We start from the raw sequence: 24101 nt of genomic DNA on the forward strand, positions 1-24101 counted from the left end.
TCCCCCCAATCGGTGTCTTCATGTGCCAGGTTCTTGTTTTTTCATCCGTTGGACCACACCGGAGATGAATGTCTTGACGGCATCGAGCCCGGTAACGTATGCCCAATAGTCGGGGTGTCTACCGTTAAGAGCTCCGGATATGCGGTCGATCCGTTCAAGCTGGGCATCGAGCACCGACGCCCACTCCGAGACGATCCCACGGTTGACGGCGAGCATTTGCGCATCTCGCAGTCGAAACCGAACCTCGTCTTCTTTCTGCTTCGGGTTGTCGCGGACCTCCCGAAGCAACGCGAGTCTATCCGTGACGGCGTCGATGTGCCGCTCGGCATTCGCGAGGTGAGCGCGAATCGCCGCTGTCAGATCGAGAGCTGATTCCGGATCGCCCCTGTTCAGGGTCATATGCGCTTTCAGGAGCGCTGCCGCGGCTGACTCGATCTCCGCCTTGGCGGACGCTTCGTTCCCCGCGAGATCCTTCGAGCTTGCAGCGTTGAAATCGCGTAGCAGCGTCGAATAGGCCGGTGCGAGACGCTCGGCGCGCGTCCGAACTCCCGAGATCCGAGTGGTGACCGACGATATGGCCTGCGTCGCCTCGCGCTCTTTATTCGGCGCCGCAGCCAACGCGGCTTCGAGTGCGCTCGCTGCTGCGCGAACTCGAGATGCGGCATCGCGCAGAACTGCCGGGGCACCACCTGCCTGCGCGGCGTCCAATGCGGCGACCGCGCTGTCGAGGTCGCGCGTGCGCTGTTGGACGGACGGGTATCCGATGTATCGCTCGCCGTCACCCCGCAGGCCGCTACGCGCGGTTTCCGCGGCAGCCAAAGATTGCGTCACCACCGCCGGGACGGCAGCTAGACGGGCAACGGCATCTTCCAGCTGCTGCCGGTGAGTTTGGTAGAACTCATCGACCGATCGCGCGGCATAGGTCAATTCCTGCATGGTTCGCTCGTACGAATTCTGCGGAGCCGACACGGGAGGCGCTGAGGTCGTAGCGGTACTTGCGAACTGCTCGGATACCGCGAGGTAGCCGGCAGATGCCTGGTAGCAACGATCGGCGATGGGCTGCCACAGCCTGCCCATTCGGCGTTCCGGAAACAGCTGGTCCGACGCCTGAACCGCGGCCTCGGCGATCGATTGGCGTTTGTCCATGTCGAGGAACGCCGTCGTCAGTGCCTCCTGGGCACCGCGATCCGGCTCTCGTGTGCGGGCGCGTCCGAACAGGCGCCGCGGCCAACTACTCGTCACTGCAAAATCGTACGTCGCCGTCGGATCTGTGCTGGTCTCCAGCCACTCCGGACCACTGTGCGCGGCCGCACACTAGTGTTGTGGTGCGACCGGCGATTCCCCCGGCATGCGCTCGAAGGCCGGGAAGCCGTAGCTAAACGACAACCACACGATGAAAGGGCCCCAAATGGGTGTCAGCTTGAGCAAGGGCGGAAATGTTTCTCTGACCAAGGCGGCGCCGAACCTGACCGCCGTCGCGGTCGGGTTGGGCTGGGACATTCGCTCCACCACAGGATCAGACTTCGACCTCGACGCCAGCGCAATCGCGACCGGCGAAGACAAGAAGGTCCTCTCGGACCAGCATTTCGTGTTCTTCAACAACCTGCGTTCGCCCGAAGGTTCGATCGAGCACACCGGTGACAACACCACCGGCGAGGGCGAAGGCGACGACGAAGTGATCAACGTCGATCTCGCGGCCACACCGCCGACGATCAGCAGCATCTTCTTTCCCGTTTCGATCTACGACGGTGAGACTCGTCAGCAGTCGTTCGGTCAGGTCCGCAACGCCTACATCCGCGTCGTCGACCGTGCCAACGGCACCGAGCTCGCCCGCTACGACCTCAGCGAGGACGCCTCGACCGAAACCGCCATGGTGTTCGGCGAGCTGTACCGCAACGGTGCCGAGTGGAAGTTCCGCGCGATCGGTCAGGGCTACGCGTCCGGCCTCGCAGGCATCGCCAAGGATTACGGCGTCAACGTCTAGGGACTGCGTTTCCGCTGCGCGGGCTTTACCCTTTGATGGGTAAGGTCCGCGTAGCAGCGCGTGCGTGTCGGCGTCCCACCTTGTTTCGGCCCTAATAGAAAGGCCACGTTCCGTGGTAGTGCGCGTCTTCGGTATATCGATCATCGTCACGATTGTCTCCCTGCTAGTGGCGTTCCTCTACGGAGGTCCAGAGGCGCTCATTCTGTGTGCGATCCTTGGCATCCTCGAGGTGTCGCTCTCGTTCGACAACGCGGTTATCAACGCGACCGTCCTCCGACGGATGAGCGAGTTCTGGCAGAAGATCTTCCTTACGATCGGCATCGTCATCGCCGTCTTCGGCATGCGGTTGGTTTTCCCGCTCGCGATCGTGTGGGTGACAGCAGGCCTCAACCCCGTCAGGGCTTTCGATCTCGCCCTCAACCCGCCGCCGGAGGGTTCCGGCCAGGAAAGCTACGAGCAACTGCTGACCGACGCGCATCCGCAGATCGCGGCGTTCGGTGGCATGTTCCTGCTGATGCTGTTCCTGAACTTCATCTTCGAAGACCGTGAGATCACGTGGCTGTCGTGGCTGGAGAAGCCGCTCGCGAAGATCGGCAAGTTGGACCAACTTTCGGTCGTTGTCGCGGGTCTCGCATTGGTTGCCGCCGCCGAGTTCGGCGCAGCGGACGACGACCGCTCGACGGTTCTGCTCTCGGGTCTTCTCGGTCTGATCACCTACATCGCAGTCGATGGTCTCGGCTCGATGTTCCACCCCGAAGACCACACCGGGCCCTCCGACGCTGTGGTCGCTACGGGTAAGGCAGGCTTCTTCCTGTTCCTGTACCTCGAGGTTCTCGACGCGTCGTTCTCCTTCGACGGTGTCATCGGAGCCTTCGCGATCACCGCGGACCCGATCATCATCGCGCTCGGCCTCGGCTTCATCGGTGCCATGTTCGTTCGTTCGATCACGGTGTACCTCGTCCGCAAGGGCACGCTGTCCGAGTACGTCTACCTCGAACACGGCGCGCACTGGGCCATCGGTGCACTTGCCGCGATCCTGCTCGTGTCGATCGGCATCCACGTCAACGAGATCATCACCGGTCTTGTCGGTGTCGTCCTGATCGGTGCGGCCTGGATCACCAGCGTCATGCGGAACCGGAAGGCGGATGCCGAAGAGGTCAGCCTCGACAAGGTCGACGTCTGACGTTAGTAGTCGAAACGATGAGGGAGAGCAACCTGGTTGCTCTCCCTCATTTCGTTCGGTGGGAACGGGAAGTGCTTATGGCCTGGCTGGCAGCGGACTCCAAGCTGGAAGCCGGGCGCAGCCTCTACATCGCCACTGGAACGATGAATACACACATAGCTCGGATCCGGACCAAGTATGCGGCGGTCGGCAGGCCAGCGCCGACCAAGGCTGCGCTGTTCGCGCGAGCCCTGCAGGACGGGTTGACGCGACTGTCCGACTGGTAGTCGGGCAACCGCGGGGTCACAATCTGGCGTCGGCCTCGACGTCGATTCGAACCTTCGGCCGCAGCGCCCGCGGTAGCCAGGACGGGGGAGCATCCGCTGCTTGGTCGAGTACTCCGCCGCTCGGATCGTCGACGAAACCGTAGCGAACGATGTCGGTGTCCGGTTTGTAGATCTGCCGAACAATCAAGCCGCACAGCGCAAGAACGGCGATGTCGCGAACGATGACAGTGCCGGTGAACCACTGCTCCGGCAGCCCCTTGTTCTGTTCGCCGAGGTAGTAGAACATCCGCGGCACCCAGACGAGCGCGTCGATTGTCATCCATGCCAACAGGATTCGCCGATTCGGCAAGGCCAGCACCGCCAGCGGAACCAGCCAGAGCGAGTATTGCGGGCTCCAGACCTTGTTGGTCAGCAGGAAACCCGCGACGAGCAGGAAGCACAACTGTGCGACGCGAGGACGCCGCGGGGCGGTCAGCGCAACCCAGGCTATGCCGATGCAGACAGCTGCGAACAGGAGCAGTGACACCAGATTGAGGATGACGGGCTTGTCACTGGAAGCTAGGACTCCGTCGAAACCCGGCCAACCGGTGAACGAGGTGATCACGTTGTACACCGAGTCGGGGTCGGCGTGTCGATCGGTGTTGAGCCGGAAGAACTCTCGCCAACCCTGAGGGAAGGCGACGAAGATGGGCAAATTGACAACCAACCAGGCAGCGACCGCGGAACCGAACGCAGGCAACCATATTCGCATCTTCCCGGTGCGCAGGCACAAGATCAGCAGTGGTCCGAGCAGTAGGAGCGGATAGAGCTTCGTCGCCCCGCCGATCCCGAGCAGGATGCCGGCAAGGACCGGTCGTTTTCGTGCCCAGGCAAGCATGCCGGTCGCAGCGAAAGCTGTTGCCAGAGCATCGAAGTTGGTGAACGCGTGCACGATGACAAGCGGTGAGCAGGCAATCAGTCCGGCATCCCAGATCCGCCGACCCGCAAGCAGCGCGCTTGCCCAGACCGTCACCAGCCAGGCGACCGCAAGACCGAGTGCAACGACGTTGAAGTAGATGGCGACAGGCAAACCGTCGGGGAGGATTCGAACCGAATCCCAGGCTTTCGCAACGAGCATCGACCCGTATTGATAGAGCCCGGAGACCACGGGGTACTCCATGTAGCGAGTCTGCAGTCGTCCGTCCGGGCCTTCCTCGGTCCACGACTTCTTGTACGGCAGAGCGCCTTCGTTGAGTCGCTCGGCGCCGTACAGCGGCACCGTGTCGGAATAACACAGTGCGACGTATTGGCGACTACCGCTCCAGTCGAGCCCGATGGCGCCGTTCTCGCCGACCGGGCCCTGCTGAATACACGCCGCTTTGGTGAACCAGCCGAAGGCAAGAAAGACGACGGCAAGCGCGAGCAGGACCCGCATCGGGGTCACGAATCTCGACCGGCCGACCAGCGCATGGCGGCCGATCGGCCCACCGACGACCTTCGACAGTTCGCGAGTCAGCGGATCGTTGCGGCCGGGAAGGTCGCGCCATTCCGCTGACCGTCGGTCGTTGGCCAGCGGGGCCGGCCCGATCAACGTTCGCTCGTCGCTCACGGCACGAGGCTACCGGTGGTCGAGAACTCGGCTACCCCCGTGGGCGCGGCACGCCCGCACCGCCGCCGTTGTTTCCGGTCCCGCCTGTCGTGCCTGTTCCGCCCGTCGTGCCGCCCGTAGCGCCGCCTGGGGCGACCGGTTGACCAGGCAGAGGTCCGGCGGGCTCTTCCTCGGTTGTCGCAGGAGGCTGGGTCGTCGGTGCAGGCGCCAAACCTGGAACCGGGATCACGACGCCGGGCAGAATTTCGATCTGAGACGGTACGACGACCGGAGGCGGGGTCGCAGTCGGTGCGCTCGACGGCGGAGCTGTCGTGCTCGGCGCAACGTAGGGCGCGGTGTAGTCGGGAACACCGGACTGCCCCGAGATTGCACCCGGCACGGGGAAGCTCTCGACCTCGGTGCCCTCGAGTGAGTCGTCCATCGTGTCTTTCCAGATGTCGGACGGTAGTCCGGATCCGTAGATCGGTCCGCCGTAGACGTTTCGCAACGGCAGGCCCTGCTCGGTGCCGACCCAGACCGCCGTCGACAGTGACGGCGTGTAGCCGACCATCCAGGCGTCTTTGTTCTCACCCGTGTCGCCGAGCTGTGCCGTGCCGGTCTTTGAGGCCGACGGACGACCGCCCGCGAGGTTGTGACCACGCGAATACCCGGCGATCGGCTTCATCGCGGACGTGACGTTGTCCGCGACGGCAGGATCGACGCGCTGCTCGCCCGCCGGGACGCCGCGATCGAGCAGGATCTCACCGTCGGCCGTCACGACCTTCTGCACGAAGTGCGGTGCGCGGTAGGTTCCGGATGCCGCGAGGGTGGCGTAGGCGGACGCCATGTCGATGACACGTGACTGGTACTGGCCGAGCACGATGCCGTTGTTGGGGCCTGCATCGTCCGGCTCGGTGAGGGTCTTGCCGACGCCGGGAATCTCTTCGGGGATGCCGAGCTTGTGTGCCATGTCGGCGATCGCCTGCGGACCGTTGTCCATCGCGAGCATCATGCGGTAGAAGCTGGTGTTGAGCGAGCGCTTCAGTGCCTCGGCGATGGTGCAGGTACCGCACGATTCGCCTTCGACGTTGCCGATGCTGATGCCGTTGACGCTCAGCGGCGAGCTGTCGTACATCTTCGACAGCGGAATGCCCTGCGCGAGGTTGGCGGCCAGACCGAAAACCTTGAACGACGAGCCGGTCTGCAGGCCGGAGTTCGCGAAGTCGAAGCCCTTGCCTTCCGGTCCGCCGTAGTAGGCGCGCACAGCGCCCGTCTTTGGGTCGATCGAGACGACAGCGGTCCGCAGTTCGGAAGGTTCGCCCTTCATGTTGTTGTTCACGGCGTCGACGGCCGCGGCCTGATCCCTCGGATCGATCGTCGTCGTGATCTGCAATCCCTCGGTGTTGAGGGCCTGTTCGCTGATCCCGGACTCGGACAGTTCCTTGAGAACCTGCGTCTTGATCAAGCCTTCCGGCCCGTTGTCCTGGTTGGGGTTGTCGAGGCTGTCGAGCGGAACGACCTGCGGATACTGGATTGCCGCACGATCCGCGGAGCTGAGCGCTCCTTCGTCGACCATGCCGTCCAGGACGTAGTTCCAGCGCGCTTGCGAGCCCTTCGGATTGGTTTCCGGATCGAGCGCGGAGGGAAGCTGAATCGTCGCTGCGAGAACCGCGCCCTCGGACACCGTCAACTCTTCGACGGGTTTGTTGAAGTACGCCTTCGACGCAGCCGCGATGCCGTAGGCGCCTCGACCGAAGTAGATGGTGTTGAGATAGGCGGCAAGGATGTCGTCCTTGCTCCACTCGCGAGCCATCTTCGACGAGATGACCAACTCGTGCATCTTTCGAGTGATCGACCGTTCGGAACCGACCAGCGCGTTCTTGACGTACTGCTGTGTGATCGTCGAGCCGCCGCCGGCACTGTCCTTGCCGAGAACGTTGTCGCGCGCAGCACGAGCGAAGCCCGATATCGAGAAGCCGGGGTTGGAGTAGAAGTCCCTGTCCTCGGCCGAGATGACCGCGTTGCGGACGTGCACAGGCACCTGATCGATGTTCACGTCGGTGCGGTTGCCTTCCGGAGGCACCACCTTGCTCAGCACCGACGTGCCGTCCGAGGCGTAGATCGTCGCGACCTGGTTGGTCTTGATATCGCCGGGTCGGGGAACGTCGACGATCACGTAGGCCACGAGAAACGCGACGAGCGGAACGACGAGGCCGAGCGCGATCAGCGTGTAGATAACCCGCCGAACTGTGCGCCAGCGCGACTTCTTCTTCGGTCGGTTGGGCGTGGGTCCTCCTCCATCGCCGGAGTCACCGCCACCATCACGCGGCGGAGGTCCGGGGGGCGGGCGCTGGCCCGCCTGCGGCTGTGGTCGATTGTCGAGCACCGATGCGGGCCGTGCGTTCGGGTTGGGCCGCGGGTTCGGGTTCTGGCGAGCGTTCGGAGGCGGACCCTGACGAAGTGGTCCGGGGTTCATCTGAACGGTCGGAGGTTCGGCACCTGGCCGCGGGGGCGGCGGTGGCACCGGTCGTGCACCCGGCACGTACCCGGGTGGGGGGCCTTGACGTCGACCGACGGGAGGCTGCTCGGGAAGTGGCCGCGCGCCGGGCGCGGACGAGTGCCTGCCGGGTCCGGGTGTCTGGCGTGGCGGCGGCGAACCTGCTCGACCGGCAGGGCGCGGCGGCACTGGGCGAGCGCCCGGCGGCGGTCCTGTCGGTCGATTACGCGCCGCGTTGTCACCCGGCTGGTCGTCGTCGGGGAAACTCACTTGACAAACTCCCGTGGTAGGAACGGTCAACCTGGCGAACGGCACAGTTCTGCTTTCAGCAGTTGTGCGCCGCGTCCGGTTACTGGTCTATTCGATCGCAGTGCGACGGCTCGGCTCGTGTGTACGAGGCGAAGTGCGCGATCGCTTCGGTGTCGGTGCGATTCCGAGGACATAGGACTGGACCAAATGGTTCCAGCTGCAGGTCCTGCACACCTCGACGACGTGTACCGCAAATTCTTCGCGGCTGGCCGCCAATCGGACCAGTTCCTCGGAGGTTCGGGCCGATCCTGAGACCGGTCCGAGCTTGTCGCCGAACACCCAGGATACGAGAGTGAGCTGTTCTTTTCGGCAAATGGGACAGACGACACTACTGGCCATGCCGTGGAACTTGGCCGCGCGGAGTAGGTACGGACTCGCGTCACAGACCTCGGATACGCCGGTTCTTCCTGCGTAAACCTCGGCAAGCACGGACCGACGCTGAAGCGCGTAGTCCACGACCTGCCGCTGTATTCGCACGAGAACCAGAGTACGTGCGTCGCCATCTGTACGGGCCGCTTGGGGCGTGGAGAGTGTCGCGCTCGACGGTCGTGGCGGACCCGGGTGTAACGGGTACCGAAGGGGACAGCACACCTGAGCGGTGTCGAGAATCTATCCTTTTTCGATGGCCAACCGAATCGCCGTAGGCAAACGCGCGCGTGACGAAGATCGGGTCGCGACCTGCGCGAGCTTGGATGCGGGATTGGCCGACGGGCAGCTGTCGAGTTCCGACCACGAAGCACGGGTCCGGGCGGCGATGGCTGCACGGACGATCCGCGAACTCAACGATCTGACCGCCGATCTGCAGGGCGCTGCTCCGCTGCACGATTTCGCCAAGACGCCGTCGCGACCCAGGTCGCCCGGCGTTGTGCAGATGGCCGTTTCCGCGATGGCGACCTTGCTGGTGCTCGGCCTGTGTATCTGGGGCGCGGGAAAGATCGTTGGCGGCGGTGGTGGTGACAGTGGTGGTGGCGACCGTCCGGAGTCGGTGGTCGAGGCGGAGAAGAACGGGTATCTGTCTCCGGAGGGGCTGGCCGAGGTGGTCGCAGCGATACGGGATGCGTTCGGTGACACTCGGGTCGACGACCTCACGCTGTACGAGGAATACGCGGTCGTCTTCCGCGCCGATACCCAGACGCCGCGGAAACAGTTGAGCTTCTACTTCAAGGGCGAGTTCCGTGAGCCGAGCGAGTCGGGCACCCGGGCGGCGGCGGCGCCGGTTGTCGACCTCGCCGACATGGACATCGCCTGGATTGCGGGGATCGTCGCCGGTGCCGGTCCGAGCCTCAACCTCACCGATGTCAGCCAGATCTACCTGGTGATTCGGCCGACCGACGACGGCGATTCCGAGGTCGTGATGCATGCGAAGAACGAGTTGGAGGAATCCGGTTTTCTGACGGCGGATCTTCGTGGTCATTTTTTGTCGGTCCATCCGTTCGATCCTTCGAAGTAGGTCTGTGCGATGCCGATGACACCGATCCGCCACCTGCGAGCCCGCGACATCGACAGGGCGATCGTCTGCACCGCCCTCGACAACGCCTACTCCGATGGTCAGCTCAGTTTCGAGGAGCATCGGTCCCGGATTGGAAAAGCTCGGGCGGCCGTGACGCTGACCGACTTGAAAGCCCTGGTCTCGGACCTGCAGGCCTCGGTCGATCTGCCGCCTGCACAGTCGACGGTTCGGCTTTCGTCTGCGCAGTCCAGGGGTAGGACGCCGTTGATCGTCGCGGGCGCGGTCGGGGTCGGGGTCGTCGCGCTGGTCGTCGGAACTGTTCTTGTCGCATCCCGCGGATCCGACGACGACCCGGCCCCGGCTGCATCGGCTGCGTCCTCGACCTCCTCGGTTGTGACGCCGGCACCCGTGCCGGTGCCGTCGGGCGTCGTTCCGATCGTCGCTCCCAAGACCGACTTCACGACCGCTGCCGGGATCAGTAGCTTCCGCGACCTCTATCGCGAGCGGTTCGGCGACACGATCGCCGACGAGGTCGACATGTATCCCGACGGGATCTACGCCGTCATGGAGCGTGGTGAGGGGGAACCGAACCGAATGCGCAGGTGGACTTTTCAGGGTGGTTTCTCACCCGGCGACCTCGAAGCGCGCAAGCCGGACCAGTCGGTCATCGACCTTGCGGCGGTCGACGTCGAAGCGTTGGTCCGACTGATCGCAGATGCGCCGGCGGCGATCGGTGTCGCCGACGCGAAGATCAGTCACATCGGGCTGCGCACCGACGGCGGCGGTCCTGCCGTCTACATCTATCTGAACAACTCGTTCAACGAGGGCGGCTACATCAGAGCCTCGTTCACCGGCGAAATTCTGCGTATTTCGAAGTAGGGCGGACAGGCTTCGCGACCGCTCCCGTTCACCGGTTAGTCTCGTCCCGTTCTCCGATGTGTTCGATTGCACTATGCCGAACTATATCGGTGCGATATAGTTACGCATCGCATCAATCGGTTAGAACTGTCGACCTCAGGAGGTGACGCCCATGCTCGAGCTGGCAATTCTTGGGCTACTCCTGGAGTCGCCGATGCATGGTTACGAGTTGCGAAAACGATTGACAGGCCTGCTGGGAGCGTTTCGTGCGTTCTCCTATGGCTCGCTCTACCCGGCGTTGCGCAGGATGCAGGCCGACGGGTTGATCGAGGAGGATGCCGGCCCGACCGGCAACGTGAAACGACGCGCTCGTCGCGTCTATCAGCTCACGCCTCTGGGCAGACAACGTTTTTCGGAACTGGTTGCCGACACCGGACCGCAGAACTACACCGACGATGGCTTCGGCGTACACCTTGCCTTCTTCAGCCGCACCCCCGCGGAAGCGCGGATGCGGATCTTGGAAGGCAGGCGACGCCAAGTCGAGGAGCGCCGCGAGGGGCTCCGCGAGGCCGTAGGCAGGGCTAGCGGATCGCTCGACCGCTATACCAAACAGCTTCACCAGCTCGGCCTCGAATCCAGCGAACGCGAAGTGCGTTGGCTCAACGAACTGATTGCCGCAGAGCAGTCGACGAAATCGGCATTACCGAAAGAAGGAGAACCCGACCATGGGTGAGAACAGCAGCACGGTGCGCGTGGCCATTGTGGGCGTGGGTAACTGCGCTTCCTCCCTGGTCCAGGGCGTGCAGTACTACAAGGACGCCGACGAGACCGCCACGGTCCCAGGCCTCATGCACGTGAAGTTCGGTCAGTACCACGTCCGCGACGTCAAGTTCGTCGCCGCGTTCGACGTGGATGCCAAGAAGGTCGGCTTCGACCTCTCCGAGGCCATCTTCGCCAGCGAGAACAACACGATCAAGATCTCCGACGTGCCGCCGAGCAATGTCCTCGTGCAGCGCGGACCGACACTCGACGGCATCGGCAAGTACTACGCCGAGACCATCGAGTTGTCCGACGCAGAGCCGGTCGACATGGTCAAGGCACTCAAGGACGCCGAGGTCGACGTACTGGTCTCCTACCTCCCCGTCGGATCCGAGCAGGCCGACAAGTTCTACGCGCAGGCTTGCATCGACGCCGGTGTCGCGTTCGTCAACGCCCTTCCCGTCTTCATCGCGTCGGACCCGGTCTGGGCGCAGAAGTTCAAGGACGCAGGCGTCCCCATCGTCGGTGACGACATCAAGAGCCAGGTCGGCGCAACCATCACCCACCGCGTGATGGCGAAGCTGTTCGAAGATCGTGGCGTGCTCCTCGAGCGCACCATGCAGCTCAACGTCGGCGGCAACATGGACTTCAAGAACATGCTCGAGCGTGAGCGCCTCGAGTCGAAGAAGATCTCGAAGACCCAGGCAGTGACGTCGAACCTCACTCGTGAGCTCGGTGCAGGCAACGTCCACATCGGACCGTCGGATCACGTCGGCTGGCTCGACGACCGCAAGTGGGCCTACGTCCGCCTCGAAGGCCGCGCCTTCGGTGACGTTCCGCTGAACCTGGAGTACAAGCTCGAGGTGTGGGATTCGCCGAACTCGGCAGGCATCATCATCGACGCGGTTCGCGCCGCCAAGATCGCCCTCGACCGTGGTGTCGGTGGACCGGTCTACCCGGCATCGGCATACCTGATGAAGTCCCCGCCGATCCAGATGGCGGACGACAAGGCACGCACCGCCCTCGAAGCGTTCATCGTCGAGGCATAGGCGGCTACGCCGCTCGTGAGTCTTTTCGGAGGGTCCGCCCACCGAAAGACTCACGAGCGCGAGGCGTTCAACCCGTACACCCGTTCCGCAGTCCGACCGAAGACGTCGTCGTGTTCCGACGCGCTTCGGTCGTTCTGTCGTTCAGCGATGATCGATCTGATCGCCTCGACGACGCCACGCGGATCGGATACCGGTTTCTCCATGGGGGAGTTCGATCCCCACATCGTTCGCGTGGATCCGAACTGATCCAGCGCGAAGTCGACCAACGGTGCAACCCGCTCTGCCAATTCGGCAACCGGTACCGACGTTCCCCGCAACGGCAGCCGATGTCCCAGGACCGGCAACGCCAGTCCGGTCAACTTGACCACGACGTTCGGCTGTTGCGCCACGGCAGCGAGATCGTCGCGCCACGCAGCCAACAGCGCTCGACGCTCGGCCTCCGAACGACCCGTGCTGCGGCCGACGGGCCCGAACACGCCCGCCGGAGTGCCGATGTTGTCCAACACGATCGTCACTTCGGGGTAGCGGATCGCCAACTCTGCGACATCGGGTAGGTCGTGCGCGTAAACCCACGTGTCGAATGTCAGCTTCCGCTCCGCGAGCTTGGCGAAACCGTCGAGAAATCGCGGCTGAACCAGCAGTCTGTACACCGAGGTCCACGAGCGGACCGCTTTGTCCTGGTGGTGCGCAGCAATCGAGCGAATGCCACGAACGAGAGGCGAGGCGTCGAGATGCGCGTCGAGTACCTGCGCGAAGTTCGGCGACGTCGGATCGGCCGCGGCGACTATTGCGCCGAGACGAAGACCGTCGGGCTCGAACGGAAGTGATGCGATCCAACGGGTTTCGTCGACCGAAGCGAATTCTCCGCGACCCCGCCATCCGGATTCGACGTGGACGACGGTGTCGATCTGCAAGCCGTCGATATCGGCGCGGTACTGCTCGGGCAGATACGGCTTCGCGAGATAGACGGGATCCGCGATCGATTCTCTATCGGCGCGCGAAAGCAGCTTGAAACCGAGGTCGAGCACCGGCGGCAGCAGGCGAGCAGGGGTCAGGTTCAAGCGCCAGTCGCGGGGTGTCGAATGGGGATCCCACTGATGAATGTGGGAGTCGACCATACGAAAGGTGTTGTTCGTCAACGCGTCTGGACCACTCAGCCTGGGATCGGAATCGTGATGCCCGGCAGAATTTCGATCTGCCGCATCGGTGGTGGCGGCGGCAGCACGATCAACGGTGGTGGCGGAGGCGGTGCTGCGGACGTGCTCGGTGCCGGTTTGGCCGGTGCGCTGTAAGCCGGAACTCCTGCTTGCCCACCGATGGGGTCCGGGAAGGGGAACTTTTCGACGTCGGTGCCCGCGAGCGCTCCGTCCATCGTCTTCTTCCAGATGTCACTCGGCAATCCGGATCCGTAGATGCTGCTGCCGTACAGGTCGGTGATGGCCTGCGCCTGCTCGGTGCCGATCCAGACTGCGGTCGACAGTGACGGTGTGTAGCCGACCATCCACGCGTCTTTGTTCAATCCGGTGTCGCCGTACTGAGCCGTTCCGGTCTTCGACGCCGACGGCCGCCCACCTGCAAGGCCGTGCCCCCGGGAGTACGAAGCAATGGGAAGCATTGCCTGAGTTACGTTTTCGGCCACAGCGGGTTCGATGCGCTGCTCACCGGGGTCGGGCAGGCGATCGAGGAGAACGGTTCCGTCCGCAGTGACGACTCGCTGGACGAAGTGCGGGGCGTGGTAGGTACCCGACGCGGCGAGCGTGGCGTAGGCGGACGCCATGTCGATGGGTCGAACCTGGTACTGACCGAGCACGATGCCATCTTCGGGAATGCCGTTGTCCTGTGACAGCGACTTACCCGGTACCCCTGGAATGTTCTCAGGTATCCCGGCTTCGTGAGCGGCGTCGGCGATCTTCTGGGGACCGTTTTCCATCGATCGCGTCAGTCGATAGAAGCTCGTGTTGAGGGACTGCTTCAAAGCCTGGGCGATGGTGCAGGTTCCGCAGGTCTCGCCGCCGACGTTAGAGATCGAGACGCTACCGACCGTCAGTGGCGCGCTGCTGTACATAGCGGACAGCGGGATGTCTTCCTTGAGCGCTGCAACCAGCCCGAACACCTTGAACGCGGAACCGGTCTGCAGCGGGGCCTGCGCGAAGTCGAAGCCGGCACCGTCGGCACCGCCGTAGTACGCGCGAACGGCACCGGTTCGTGGGTCGATGGACACGACAGCGGTCCGTAGCTCGGCGGGTTCGCCCTCGAAAATGCTGGTGACCGAATCGATAGCGGCTTGCTGAGCCTTCGGGTCGATCGTTGTCGTGATCTGCAGACCGCCGGTGTTGAGATCCTGATCGCTGATTCCAGCTGCGCGCAACTCGTTGAGCACCTGAGTGCGGATCAGGCCCTCCGGACCACGCGCGATGTTCTCGTCGCCGACCTGATTGGTCGGGATGATCGGCGGAAAGACGTTGGCCGCTCGCTCTGTGCTCGGGAGAACACCCATTTCGACCATGCCGTCCAGCACGTAGTTCCAGCGTGCTGTCAGTTCTTGGGAATGCAACTCTGGATCGAGACTAGACGGACTTCGCACGACCGAGGCGAGGACGGCACCTTCGGCAACGGTCAAGTCGCCGACCGGCTTACCGAAGTACGACTTCGACGCCGCCGCTATGCCGTAAGCGCCACGGCCGTAATAGATCGTGTTCAAGTAGGCAGCAAGGATGTCGTCCTTGCTCCATTCCCGCGCCATTTTCGCGGAGATCACCAGCTCGCGCCATTTGCGGCTGACGCTGCGATCGGATCCGACGAGCGCGTTCTTGACGTATTGCTGGGTGATGGTCGACCCGCCGCCCGCGCTTTCCTTGCCCTGGATGTTGTCGCGAGCGGCTCGGAAGAATCCGGTGACCGAGAAGCCACGATTTTGATAGAAGTTGCGATCCTCCGCCGAGAGCATTGCGTTGCGGACGTGTTCCGGCACATCGGTGATCGGAACTTCGGTGCGATTGCCTTCGGGCGGAACAACTTTGCTGAGGACGGTCGTTCCGTCGGTCGCAAATATCGTCGCGACCTGATTGACGCGCATATCCGAGGGCCGTGGCACCTCGGCTTGGCTGTAACTGATCACGAATGCGGTCGTAGGCACGATGATCGCGAGTGCGACGAGAACGAAAAGGGTGCGCCGGACGTAGCGCCACTTCGACTTGCGTTTGGGCGAGCGATCCTTCGGCCGTTTCGGAGAAGCGCCGGACGCCGAGCTCACCCCGCCTGCCGAATCTTTCGTCGGCTCATCGGCCGGCGACGGTTGCGGCAGCGTCGCAGCGCGGTGGGAACTCACGTTCATTGCCTCCGGACTCCAGGACGCCTCCTACCTGGATCCTTGCATCGGATCGGAAGCCCAGGGTAACCGCTGACTCGAGCAATTGCCCAGCCACCTGTCAGCTCTTGACTCCACCGGCCGTCAGACCGGAAATGATTCGGCGTTGGAAGAGCAAGACCATGATGACCAACGGAATCGTGACGATCGTCCCTGCCGCCATGATCGCCGCATAAGGAATAGCTTGCGGGTCGTTACCGGAGAAGCGCGCGATCGCAACGGTGACGGGTTCGGTGGCGTCGGAGGACAGCAACCGCGCGAGCAGATATTCGTTGACGGCGGCGATGAACGCCAGAATTGCCGTCGTGAACACCGCGGGTGCGGCGAGGGGAAGCATGATCAGACGGAACGCCTGGAATTTGCTTGCCCCGTCGATTCGCGCGGCCTCCTCGAGTTCCCACGGCAGTTCCGCAAAAAACGACGCAAGGATGTAAACCGTCATCGGCAGGACGAAGGAGATGTTCGGAATGATCATCGCCTGGTATTTGCCGATCCATTCGAGATCGGTGAACAGCTGGAACAGCGGCGTCACCAGTGCGACGACGGGGAACATCGACGCCGAAAGAATCAACCCGGCGATGAGGTACTTTCCGCGAAATGCCACGCGCGCAAGCGCATACGCGGCGAAGACGCCGAGCACCAACGCGATCGCTGTTGTGATGCCGCCGATGACGACGCTGTTTGTGAGCGCTCGCGTGAAGTGGTTGCCCTTGTCGGTGTCGAACGCGTTGCGGAAGTTCTCGAAGGTGAGATGCGTCGGCCACGGCGTCGTGTCGTAGGTGTAGTCGGCATTGCGGAATGCGGTGACGGCCATCCAGTAGAACGGCGCCAAACCCCAGATCAGGATGATGGCGACGCCGACGTAGACGCGTAGCGACCCGAACTTCCAGCGGCGAGCCGGGACGACGACCTCGAGTGTGTCGGGTTTGCGATGGGTCATCGAGCGCCCTTTCGCTGGTCTTCCTGAGTGCGAACGGCGTTGGCACCAAGCACTTTCACCAAAGCGAACGCAACGATGAAGATCATCACGAAGGTGATCGTCGACAGCGCCGAGGCACTGTTGGGACCCTGCCTGATCTGGTCGACGACCAGCATCGAGACCGTCCGGGTCGCGTCGTTGTCGAGCGTCAGAATCGCGGGCAGGTCGTACATACGCAGCGCGTCCATCGTTCTGAACAGAATCGCGACCATCAGCGCGGGCTTCACCAGCGGCAGCGTGATGTGCAGGAAACGCTGCCATGCCGACGCCCCGTCGACGCGTGCTGCCTCGTAGACGTCCTGCGGAATCATCTGCAGCCCGGCAAGAATCAGCAACGCCATAAACGGCGTCGTCTTCCACACGTCAGCGATGATGACAGCGAACCGGGCAGGCCACTCGTCCGACGTCCAGAGAATCGACGTGCCGAACACTCGATTGATCACGCCGTCGTAAGCGAACATGAACTCCCACAGCCGCGCGGTGACGGCGGTCGGGATCGCCCACGGGATCAGCACCGCAGCGCGAAGCAGCGCACGGCCCTTGAAAGTTTTGCCCATGACGATCGCCATGCCGAGGCCGATCACAACCTCGAGCGCGACCGTGACGACGGTGAAGAACAAGGTGACGCCGACGGCGGACCAGAACTGCGAGCCGAGCGTTCCCGGAGGGCACGATGCGACGCCACCAGAGATGGTCGGGCACTCCTGCCAGAGCCAGTGTGTGTAGTTGGTCCAGCCCGCACTGCCACCTTCGACGAACATCCCGGTGGCAGGGTCAAGACCCTGGTCCTTCTGGAACGACATGACGAAGGCACGCACGACCGGGTAGCCGATGACCACGCCGAGCGCGACGAGGACCGGAGCAATGAGGAGCCAGGCACGAAGGCTCCCGAACCAACGCCGACCAGCACCGCGGCCGGGAGTTGGACTCCCGGCCGCGGTGACGTCTGGCTTGGCTCCGCTGGTTTCACCAGCAGAAACTGCCATTGCTGTTCTCCTGTGTTACTGCCCGGCCGACTCGATGCCCGCCTGCATGTCCTTGATCGCCTGGTCTACCGACTTCTCACCTTTGAGTGCAGCATAGGCATTGTCCTGCACTGCCTTTGACACCGCCGGGTAGAAGGGGGTTACCGGTCGCGGCACGGCGTTCTCGATGCCTGCCTTCAATGCGGGAAGATACGGCATCTTCTCGATCAGCGCAGGGTCGTCGTACAGCGCGGGCAGCACGGGCGGCAGACCGCTCTCGCCGATGATCCGCTGAGCCTGCTCACCGGTGATGAACTTCAGGAAGTCGAGCGCGGTTGCCTTGTTCTTCGAGAAGGCGCTGATCGCGATGTTGTAACCGCCGAGAGTCGACGTACCGACGCCTGTGGAACCGGGCAGCGGAGCGACTCCGACCTTGTCCTTCACAGCCGAGCCGTCCTTGTTGGCGTTCTCGTACACAGACGGCCAGTTGCGCAGGAACAGCAGCTTGCCGGACTCGAATGCACTCTGGCTCTCGGGTTCCTTGTAGGTGATCGCTTCCTTCGGAATGTTGCCATCGGAGTATGCGGTGACGAGTTCCTGCAGTCCGGCGCGTGCCTCGGGGCTGTCGACCGTCGGCGTCTTGCCGTCGGGACCGACGAAGGTGCCGCCGTAGGAGTTGATCGCCTCGGCTGTATTGACTGTCAAGCCTTCGTACGGGGCGTACTGGCCGGCGTAGCAGCCCATGTCGTTGGTCTTGGCGATCTCGCACGACGCCATCATCTCGGCCCAGGTCGTCGGTGCGGTCGGGACCAGGTCCTTGCGGTAGAACAGCAAACCGCCGTTGGTGTTCTTCGGGGCCGCGTAGAGCGTGTTGTTGTAGGTGCCGCTCGCGACCGTCGAGGGCAGCAGCGCGCTGGTGTCGAGGGCGTACTCGCCGGTCAGCGGTTGCAGCCAGTTTCGTGCGGCGAATTCGGCCGTCCACGGCAGATCGAGCGCGATGACGTCGTAGTTGGACTGCTTTGCCTGCAGATTCTGGACGAGGTCGTCGTGCTGCTGATCTGCGTCGTTGGACTGCTCTTTGAAGGTGACCTGCTCGTCGGGGTGCGTTTCGTTCCACTTGTCGACAAGCTGGCGGACGACGCCGGACTCGGTCGTGTCCTTGCCTTCGACGTAGGTGATCGGTCCGCGGCCGTTGCCGCCCGAGCTCGAGCCGCTGTCGGAGGAGTCGCTATCGCTCGAACATCCGGTGACGGCGAGCATCGCGACGGCTGCTGCCGCCAGCACTGCTCTAGGGAGTACAGCTCTCGAATGCAATGACATAGATTTCTCTCCAGTAGTCAGTTTGTCGTGGATTCTCGGCGCAGGCAGCGACGGACGCATGCGTGACGCACATCGCAAGATACTTTGGCACGGAAAGCGGCGAAACGGGTCGGTACTCGCGAACGCTGCAGATGTCGGCGTCCTCGGCGCGTGTCGGCGGCAACCATTACCCTCGGCGCCGTGAGTTCCGAGAAGATGCTGACCCGGATCGGCGGCCTGCTGCGGCAGGCGGAGTCGACCGACAACGAGCACGAAGCGCAGGCGTTTATGGCGGCGGCGCAGCGTTTGGCGACGCAGTCGTCGATCGACCTCGCGGTTGCCCGTTCGCACACCGCCAATCGAGAACGCCGTCCCGTTCCGACGCAGCGGATGATTCGGATCGGCGAGCCGGGCAAGAAGGGCTTACGGACCTACGTCCAGTTGTTCCTGGCGATTTCGCACGCGAACGACGTGAAATGCGACGTGACGCAGTCGTCGACCCAGGTCTATGCCTATGGCTTCGATACCGATATCGACGCGTGCGAAGCGCTGTACGCGAGTCTGATCATTCAGATGGTTCGCGCGTCCGACACCTACATCAAGTCGGGCAGCTATCGGGAGGCGACGGTCGAAAAGTTGGTCACAGAGGGGCGTGGCCTGCGAAAGCGAACGCGCCGCGTCAAGGTGCCGATCGCGGGTGTGACAGCTCGGTTGAATTTCCAGCTTGCCTACGCGGCCCGCATCGGGGAACGACTTGCGGCCGTGAAACGTGACGCCGAAGCCGAGATCGTCGCAGCCGAGGTGGCCGGAACCGGAACGGCGCTTGTGTTGCGCAACAAGCAGATCGAGTTGCAGGACTACTACTCCGAGACCTCGCAAGCGCGTGGGACGTGGCGAGGTACACGAGCGACTGCAGGGTATTCGTCGGATGCGCGACGCGCAGGCGACCGTGCGGGTCGAGCCGCTCGGCTTGGGACGTCTCCGGAACTCGGTGCTGCTCGCGGGCAACTCTCTTCCTGATGAGACGCGACACGCAACGAGGAAAGGTATACGACGCAGAAGCGCTGGTGCGCCGAGTGTTCGATCGGGCGGACGAATACGGCGTCAGGCAGTTGGAATTACTCGGCTCTACGATCACGTTGCCGATCGAACGTCGGTTCGCGTCGGTGGAGTCGGTGCAGAGTTATGTCGACAGCGTGCTCGCGCTGAATTGGGTTAGGGCGCAATGGAAACGAGCGTACGTTCCGGTGTCGGTGCGGCAGCGGGCCGGCCAGCAGGCTGCGCACTACGAGGTGGAAACGGCGACGATTGCGGTGCCGCTGCACGTCGGGGCGCGCGCATGGGCGCTGCGTGAACTGGTCGTGCTGCACGAACTGGCACACCATCTGGAGCCGTCCGAACTGGATGTCGCGCCGCACGGACAGGAATTCGTTGCTCGATACCTCGAATTGGTGGCAGAGTTGGTCGGCGTCGAGGCCGGCCTGCTCATCCGGTCGACGATGGCCGAGTGTGGTGTTCGGATCGGTTCGGGTGCACACTGACCCGTCCGTTGCCGTGTCCGGTTACGAAGTCCCTGATGACGTGCGCGAAACACGGCGTCGAACAACAATGCCCGAACTTCACCACGAGGGAGCCCCGACCCATGGCGAGTCTGTTGCAACGAAATGTGCCGACCACGTGACGGACGAGGTAACCACGACGCTCGGATCGCCACTTCGGCTTGTCGGGTTCTACGACGTAGGGCGCGAGAAGATCCGTGAGTTCGCCCGTGCGGTGCAGGATTTCAATGCTGTGCACTGGGTGGAGTCCGCTGCGAAGGAATTCGGATACGACGAACTACCGGCCTCGCCCACCTTCGGCGCAATTCTCGGTGCGATCTCGCAGCGTTGCATCTTCGAAAAGTTCCTGCCGCATTACGACCTCAGCCAGGTGCTGCACACCGAGCAGCGGATCGTCTTCTGGCGGCCGTTCGTCGTCGGCGACCGACTCGTCACCGACGTGACGTTCGAAGGGTTCCGGCAGGGACACGGTCAGGACACTTTCGTCTTTCGCACCGACATCAGCGAAGTCAGCGGCGACGAAACGCTTGTGCAGTCGTCGTGGACCACCATCGTCGCGCGGTCGGGTGGCGGTGCCGCTGACGAGAATCTGGCCGTCGCAGTCGACGCGCTGATGATGCGAAGTATGACAACCGCTTCGGCACGCAAGGGTGCGGCAGCAATCGGCTACGTCGACGCCGCGATTCACCAGCGTGAGCAGCCTATGGTCAGTGCCAAATTCGTGCCGCAGCCGAATCGGTCGTTCGAGAGCGTCTCGGTCGGCGACGAACTCGAACCGCACGTCGTCGAACTCACCAGCGGCGACCTCGTGAACTATGCCGGCGTATCGGGAGATCCGAACCCGATCCATTGGAGCGATCTCATCGCGAAACTGGTCGGCATGGACACCGTTGTCGCCCACGGGATGCTTACCATGGGGCTGGGTTCGGGACTCGTGTCATCGTGGGTCGGGGATCCGGGTGCCATTCGCGCCTACGGAGCGAGGTTCGCCCGCCCGGTATTCGTCGACCCGCAGCGCCCGGCGCAGGTGCATCTGACGGGCAAGGTGAAATCGCTCGACGAAGCCGCGCGGACAGCGGAGGTCACGATCGTCGCAACCTCCGACGGCAAGAAGATCTTCGGTCGGGCGGGGGCGACGGTTCAGCTCGCCTAGCCAGAGGCCGCGATGTCGGTGGCGTTGGCGTGATCTTGGGTCTCGTACGCAATCGCGGCGGCGACGAGAGCCTCGGAAAGTCCGGCAATGTTTGTCAGGAGGCTGACGCGGCGGGTGTCGACATAGCCGGTGAAGCGGTCGAAGCTGCTCCGTGCGTTTTCCGTCCACCCTCGTCCAGTGGAGGCGATGGCATTGTCGGTGTCGCTCAATCGTTTTGCGGCGTCGGCGAACAGTGAATCGAGTTTGTCCGCGGCGATGCGAAGCATGGTCGTGTCGACGTCGACGGACGGTCCAGCAGGTGTTGGTTCGGCAGGCATTCGCTCCCCCTCGGTTGCTCCTGACGCGATGTTAGGCTGCCGGACAGGGGTACGGGAGGCAACTCGGGGGGTTGGGTGGAGCTCGACGACGTTCGCGCGTGGGATCTCGGCGCGCTCGAGCAGTTGGAGGATTCGCTGTCGCGGCGGATCGAGACGGTCGCCGATGTCCAGCTTCAACTGGCCGATATCGGTCGTCTGCCTGCATGGTTGAGTGAAGCCGGCGAGGTTGCGCGGCGCCGATTCCAGGTCACTTCAGACGATTTGACCGATGAGGCAGCTGCGTTGTCGGCTGTCGGCGAATGCGCGCGCCAAACCCGCGAAGCGGTCGCACACCTGAAAACGGAACTCGCCGACATCGAAGCAGACGCGGCCGCCGATGGAATGCAGGTGGACGATTCGGGTGCGGTCAAGGTGGTCGACACCGCCGAGCGGTCGCCAGAAGAAGCCGAAGCGCGTGAGCAACGCCGGGTAGAACTCGAGGCGCGGGCGAAGGCGTTGATCCTGCAGGCAGAAGACGTCTCGGCTGACGCCGCTCAGGTTTTGAACAAGGCCGCTGAGGGCAAGATCGACGATCACGGTGCGACCACTATCGATGCCGCTGCGGCGGCCGGCGTGTCCCAAGGGTCGCTGAGTGCACCTGCACCACCTGCCGACGCGGCGACGAATCCTGCTGCGGCGAACGGCTATTGGCAGGCCATGCCTGACTGGCAGCGCGCGGAGGTGATCGCGAAGCACCCGGAATGGGTGGGCAACTTGGACGGGATTCCGAGCCAGGCCCGTCACGACGCAAACATCGCCCGCATCGGAACCGAACGCGACCGGCTGGAACACGAGCGGGACGAGTTGCAGCGCAAACTGGACGAAAACGTCTTCGGCGGAACGTTCACCAACGACGATGCTGCACTCTGGTACACCGAGCAGAAACTGAAGGATCTGGACAAGTTGGAAGAGTTGGCGAAATCGAACTCGGACTTCAAGATCTTGAATATGGACATGACCGGGGAGCGGGGTAAGGCCGCGTTCGCGATCGGTGACCCGGATACCGCCGATCACATCTCCGTAACGGCACCCGGTATCAACACCACGATCAACGGCTCGTTTGAGGGGATGAGCGATGAAGCAGCAAGGTTGCGAGAGTTGAGCCTGAGAGAATTGGATCGTGTCGGCAGAATGGATGAGACTGTCGCGACGATCGGCTGGTTGGGCTATGAGCCGCCAAACGCGACCGGGCCAGGGAACTTCGACAGCGGTCGGGGCTGGCACGATGCAGGGGCGGAGCTAAAGGCATCGGAGGCGGCGCCGCGATTGGCGCAGTTCCTGGAGGGGCTGGAGGTGGCCTCTCACGACACTGATGGTGCGGACAAGAATCCGCATATCACGGCGGTGGGGCACTCCTACGGTTCGCTTGTAACCGGCATGGCACTCGGCGAGCCGGGTGAGGCAGCCGACGACATGGTCGTTTACGGGTCACCGGGCATCGCGGCGGACAAGACCGAACAGTTGGGTATTGACCACGGTCACGGGTACACAATGCTGGGCGACGCCGACGACTGGATCGACGACGCGACGGTGGTGGAATGGTTCGGACCGGACCCCCACACCAACCCGAATTTTGCGCATCTGTCCACGGATTCGGGCACCACACCTGACGGAGCCTCGAGGGAGGGTGCACTGACCCACGCCGACTATGCGCGAACAGGTAGCGACGGTAGAACGCTGCGGATGTCCGGTTACAACATCGCAGCAGTGGTGGCGGGTTTGCCGGAGTTGGCGGTGCGGGAATGAAACTGAAAATGGCCGCCGAGATACTGGTTGTCGCGTTGGCGGCGACGGTCATCGCCGGTTGCGAAGGGGCTGAGTCGGTGGAGGACAACAAGCAGAGCCAGACCACGGAGGCGGAAGCCAAGTTGCGGGCGTGGCCGTCGTTGGAGGAGACCGAACGGCTGGTCAACGACACAGTACGTGGGATTGCCGAGGCGGCCACCGCACTCGTTCCATCACTGATCTGGCGTCCAAACCGCGAACGCTCGCAATACTCGTGCGCGTACGAGTACGAGGACACTGGTAGCCGGTGGGTTTCGACACCGCACACGGTGTCCGACGTGCCGATTCCGGACGGCGAATGGCCGCGCGTTTTGCAGGCCGCCCGTGATATCGCTCGAGAGGCGGGAATCACCGAGGTGCAGGTTTTGTCCGACATGCCCGGCAACCGCAACGTGCGGCTATATGGCCACAACGGCAACGCAATCACGATCGGGTACCTGAAGGCATCAGTCATCTCTGCGGAGACCGGTTGTCGGTTACCTGCGGCTGACCTTGCACAGCCGCCGAGTTGAACTGTCGCGTCGCGGGTGCCTCTCAAGAACGCTCGGTTGGCGAGAAACCCCGATACGGAAAGTTGGGTAGTCGGCCGCGATGTCCTCGAATCGGTCCAACGGCGCGGTTTTGTCGATCGGGATGTGTGGACGGGCACCTGGTGCGATGTCGAGATATCGCGCCAGGATTGGAGCGCGCGCTGCCGGAGGGACCTCCGTGAGTCG

The 24101-nt window shown here is 63.3% G+C and carries 22 protein-coding genes; 12 read left to right on the forward strand and 10 right to left on the reverse strand.

Translation table 11 applies throughout. The features are described 5' to 3' along the window. Positions 1–18 precede the first annotated feature (18 nt). Positions 19–1242 carry a hypothetical protein gene (locus tag JGU71_RS09885; RefSeq protein WP_307829574.1) on the reverse strand — a complete coding sequence of 408 codons (1224 nt, stop codon included), beginning with the start codon at positions 1240–1242 and terminating at the stop codon, positions 19–21. A 166-nt stretch (positions 1243–1408) separates the two neighbouring features. On the opposite strand from JGU71_RS09885, the gene JGU71_RS09890 reads away from it, so the two are divergent. From JGU71_RS09890 to JGU71_RS09900, 3 genes are all read left to right on the forward strand, one after another. Then, entirely contained in the window at positions 1409–1984 is a 576-nt protein-coding gene (locus JGU71_RS09890; RefSeq protein WP_199703912.1) for a TerD family protein, read from the forward strand. A gap of 112 nt (positions 1985–2096) precedes the next feature. Further along, the gene (locus JGU71_RS09895) at positions 2097–3167 is read left to right on the forward strand and encodes a DUF475 domain-containing protein (protein WP_199703913.1); all 1071 of its coding nucleotides are present in this window, start codon (positions 2097–2099) and stop codon (positions 3165–3167) included. Positions 3168–3184: 17 nt separating this feature from the next. Beyond that, positions 3185–3433, forward strand: coding sequence for a helix-turn-helix domain-containing protein (locus JGU71_RS09900; protein WP_199703915.1), 249 nt, complete (start codon positions 3185–3187; stop codon positions 3431–3433). Between the two features lie 16 nt (positions 3434–3449). Here JGU71_RS09900 and JGU71_RS09905 read toward each other — a convergent pair whose 3' ends face one another. From JGU71_RS09905 to JGU71_RS09915, 3 genes are all read right to left on the reverse strand, one after another. Then, positions 3450–5021 (reverse strand): glycosyltransferase family 87 protein, encoded by a 1572-nt coding sequence (locus JGU71_RS09905; RefSeq protein WP_307829575.1) that lies wholly within the window; start codon positions 5019–5021, stop codon positions 3450–3452. Between the two features lie 31 nt (positions 5022–5052). Continuing rightward, entirely contained in the window at positions 5053–7476 is a 2424-nt protein-coding gene (locus JGU71_RS09910) for a transglycosylase domain-containing protein (RefSeq protein WP_199704537.1), read from the reverse strand. A 378-nt stretch (positions 7477–7854) separates the two neighbouring features. Beyond that, complete coding sequence (locus JGU71_RS09915; RefSeq protein ID WP_199703917.1) at positions 7855–8283, reverse strand: DUF5318 domain-containing protein; 429 nt, start codon at positions 8281–8283, stop codon at positions 7855–7857. Between the two features lie 145 nt (positions 8284–8428). Between JGU71_RS09915 and JGU71_RS09920 the strand changes: the two genes are divergently transcribed. From JGU71_RS09920 to JGU71_RS09935, 4 genes are all read left to right on the forward strand, one after another. After that, on the forward strand, positions 8429–9256 hold the full coding sequence (locus tag JGU71_RS09920) for a DUF1707 SHOCT-like domain-containing protein (RefSeq protein WP_199703918.1): 828 nt from the start codon (positions 8429–8431) through the stop codon (positions 9254–9256). A 9-nt stretch (positions 9257–9265) separates the two neighbouring features. Then, on the forward strand, positions 9266–10135 hold the full coding sequence (locus JGU71_RS09925) for a DUF1707 SHOCT-like domain-containing protein (protein WP_199703920.1): 870 nt from the start codon (positions 9266–9268) through the stop codon (positions 10133–10135). 151 nt (positions 10136–10286) lie between these two features. Next, the gene (locus tag JGU71_RS09930; protein ID WP_199703922.1) at positions 10287–10847 is read left to right on the forward strand and encodes a PadR family transcriptional regulator; all 561 of its coding nucleotides are present in this window, start codon (positions 10287–10289) and stop codon (positions 10845–10847) included. After that, on the forward strand, positions 10840–11922 hold the full coding sequence (locus tag JGU71_RS09935) for an inositol-3-phosphate synthase (RefSeq protein WP_199703923.1): 1083 nt from the start codon (positions 10840–10842) through the stop codon (positions 11920–11922). Before JGU71_RS09930 ends, JGU71_RS09935 begins: the two co-directional genes overlap by 8 nt. 50 nt (positions 11923–11972) lie before the next feature. Here the strand turns inward: JGU71_RS09935 and JGU71_RS09940 are convergent, their stop codons facing one another. The 5 genes from JGU71_RS09940 to JGU71_RS09960 all read right to left on the reverse strand — a co-directional run bounded on the left by JGU71_RS09940 (position 11973) and on the right by JGU71_RS09960 (position 18553). Continuing rightward, positions 11973–13061, reverse strand: a complete 1089-nt coding sequence (locus JGU71_RS09940; protein ID WP_233529003.1) for an amidohydrolase family protein — start codon at positions 13059–13061, stop codon at positions 11973–11975. Positions 13062–13075: 14 nt separating this feature from the next. Continuing rightward, a complete protein-coding gene (locus tag JGU71_RS09945) occupies positions 13076–15256 on the reverse strand; it encodes a transglycosylase domain-containing protein (protein WP_199703924.1) in 2181 nt (726 codons plus the stop codon). A gap of 94 nt (positions 15257–15350) precedes the next feature. Further along, positions 15351–16229: a carbohydrate ABC transporter permease gene (locus JGU71_RS09950; protein WP_199703925.1), complete on the reverse strand. Its 879-nt coding sequence runs from the start codon at positions 16227–16229 to the stop codon at positions 15351–15353. Next, complete coding sequence (locus JGU71_RS09955) at positions 16226–17254, reverse strand: carbohydrate ABC transporter permease (RefSeq protein WP_199703926.1); 1029 nt, start codon at positions 17252–17254, stop codon at positions 16226–16228. The genes JGU71_RS09950 and JGU71_RS09955 overlap by 4 nt, the downstream gene beginning before the upstream one ends. Before the next feature lie 15 nt (positions 17255–17269). Then, a complete protein-coding gene (locus JGU71_RS09960; RefSeq protein WP_199703928.1) occupies positions 17270–18553 on the reverse strand; it encodes an ABC transporter substrate-binding protein in 1284 nt (427 codons plus the stop codon). Positions 18554–18733: 180 nt separating this feature from the next. On the opposite strand from JGU71_RS09960, the gene JGU71_RS09965 reads away from it, so the two are divergent. The 3 genes from JGU71_RS09965 (at position 18734) to JGU71_RS09975 (ending at position 21244) form a co-directional block, all read left to right on the forward strand. Further along, entirely contained in the window at positions 18734–19552 is an 819-nt protein-coding gene (locus tag JGU71_RS09965; RefSeq protein ID WP_199703929.1) for a DUF2786 domain-containing protein, read from the forward strand. Further along, positions 19552–20073, forward strand: coding sequence for a TIGR04338 family metallohydrolase (locus tag JGU71_RS09970; RefSeq protein ID WP_199703931.1), 522 nt, complete (start codon positions 19552–19554; stop codon positions 20071–20073). The genes JGU71_RS09965 and JGU71_RS09970 overlap by 1 nt, the downstream gene beginning before the upstream one ends. 136 nt (positions 20074–20209) lie before the next feature. Then, the gene (locus JGU71_RS09975) at positions 20210–21244 is read left to right on the forward strand and encodes a fused (3R)-hydroxyacyl-ACP dehydratase subunits HadA/HadB (protein ID WP_199703933.1); all 1035 of its coding nucleotides are present in this window, start codon (positions 20210–20212) and stop codon (positions 21242–21244) included. On the opposite strand, the gene JGU71_RS09980 is transcribed toward JGU71_RS09975, so the two are convergent. Beyond that, the gene (locus tag JGU71_RS09980; RefSeq protein ID WP_199703935.1) at positions 21241–21561 is read right to left on the reverse strand and encodes a type VII secretion target; all 321 of its coding nucleotides are present in this window, start codon (positions 21559–21561) and stop codon (positions 21241–21243) included. The two genes, JGU71_RS09975 and JGU71_RS09980, sit on opposite strands and share 4 nt — an antisense overlap. A gap of 75 nt (positions 21562–21636) precedes the next feature. Between JGU71_RS09980 and JGU71_RS09985 the strand changes: the two genes are divergently transcribed. After that, positions 21637–23346: an alpha/beta hydrolase gene (locus JGU71_RS09985; protein WP_199703937.1), complete on the forward strand. Its 1710-nt coding sequence runs from the start codon at positions 21637–21639 to the stop codon at positions 23344–23346. Then, a complete protein-coding gene (locus JGU71_RS09990) occupies positions 23343–23897 on the forward strand; it encodes an LppA family lipoprotein (RefSeq protein WP_199703938.1) in 555 nt (184 codons plus the stop codon). The genes JGU71_RS09985 and JGU71_RS09990 overlap by 4 nt, the downstream gene beginning before the upstream one ends. Positions 23898–24101: the final 204 nt, after the last annotated feature.

This window comes from Antrihabitans stalagmiti (assembly GCF_016482825.1).
Taxonomy (GTDB): domain Bacteria; phylum Actinomycetota; class Actinomycetes; order Mycobacteriales; family Mycobacteriaceae; genus Antrihabitans; species Antrihabitans stalagmiti.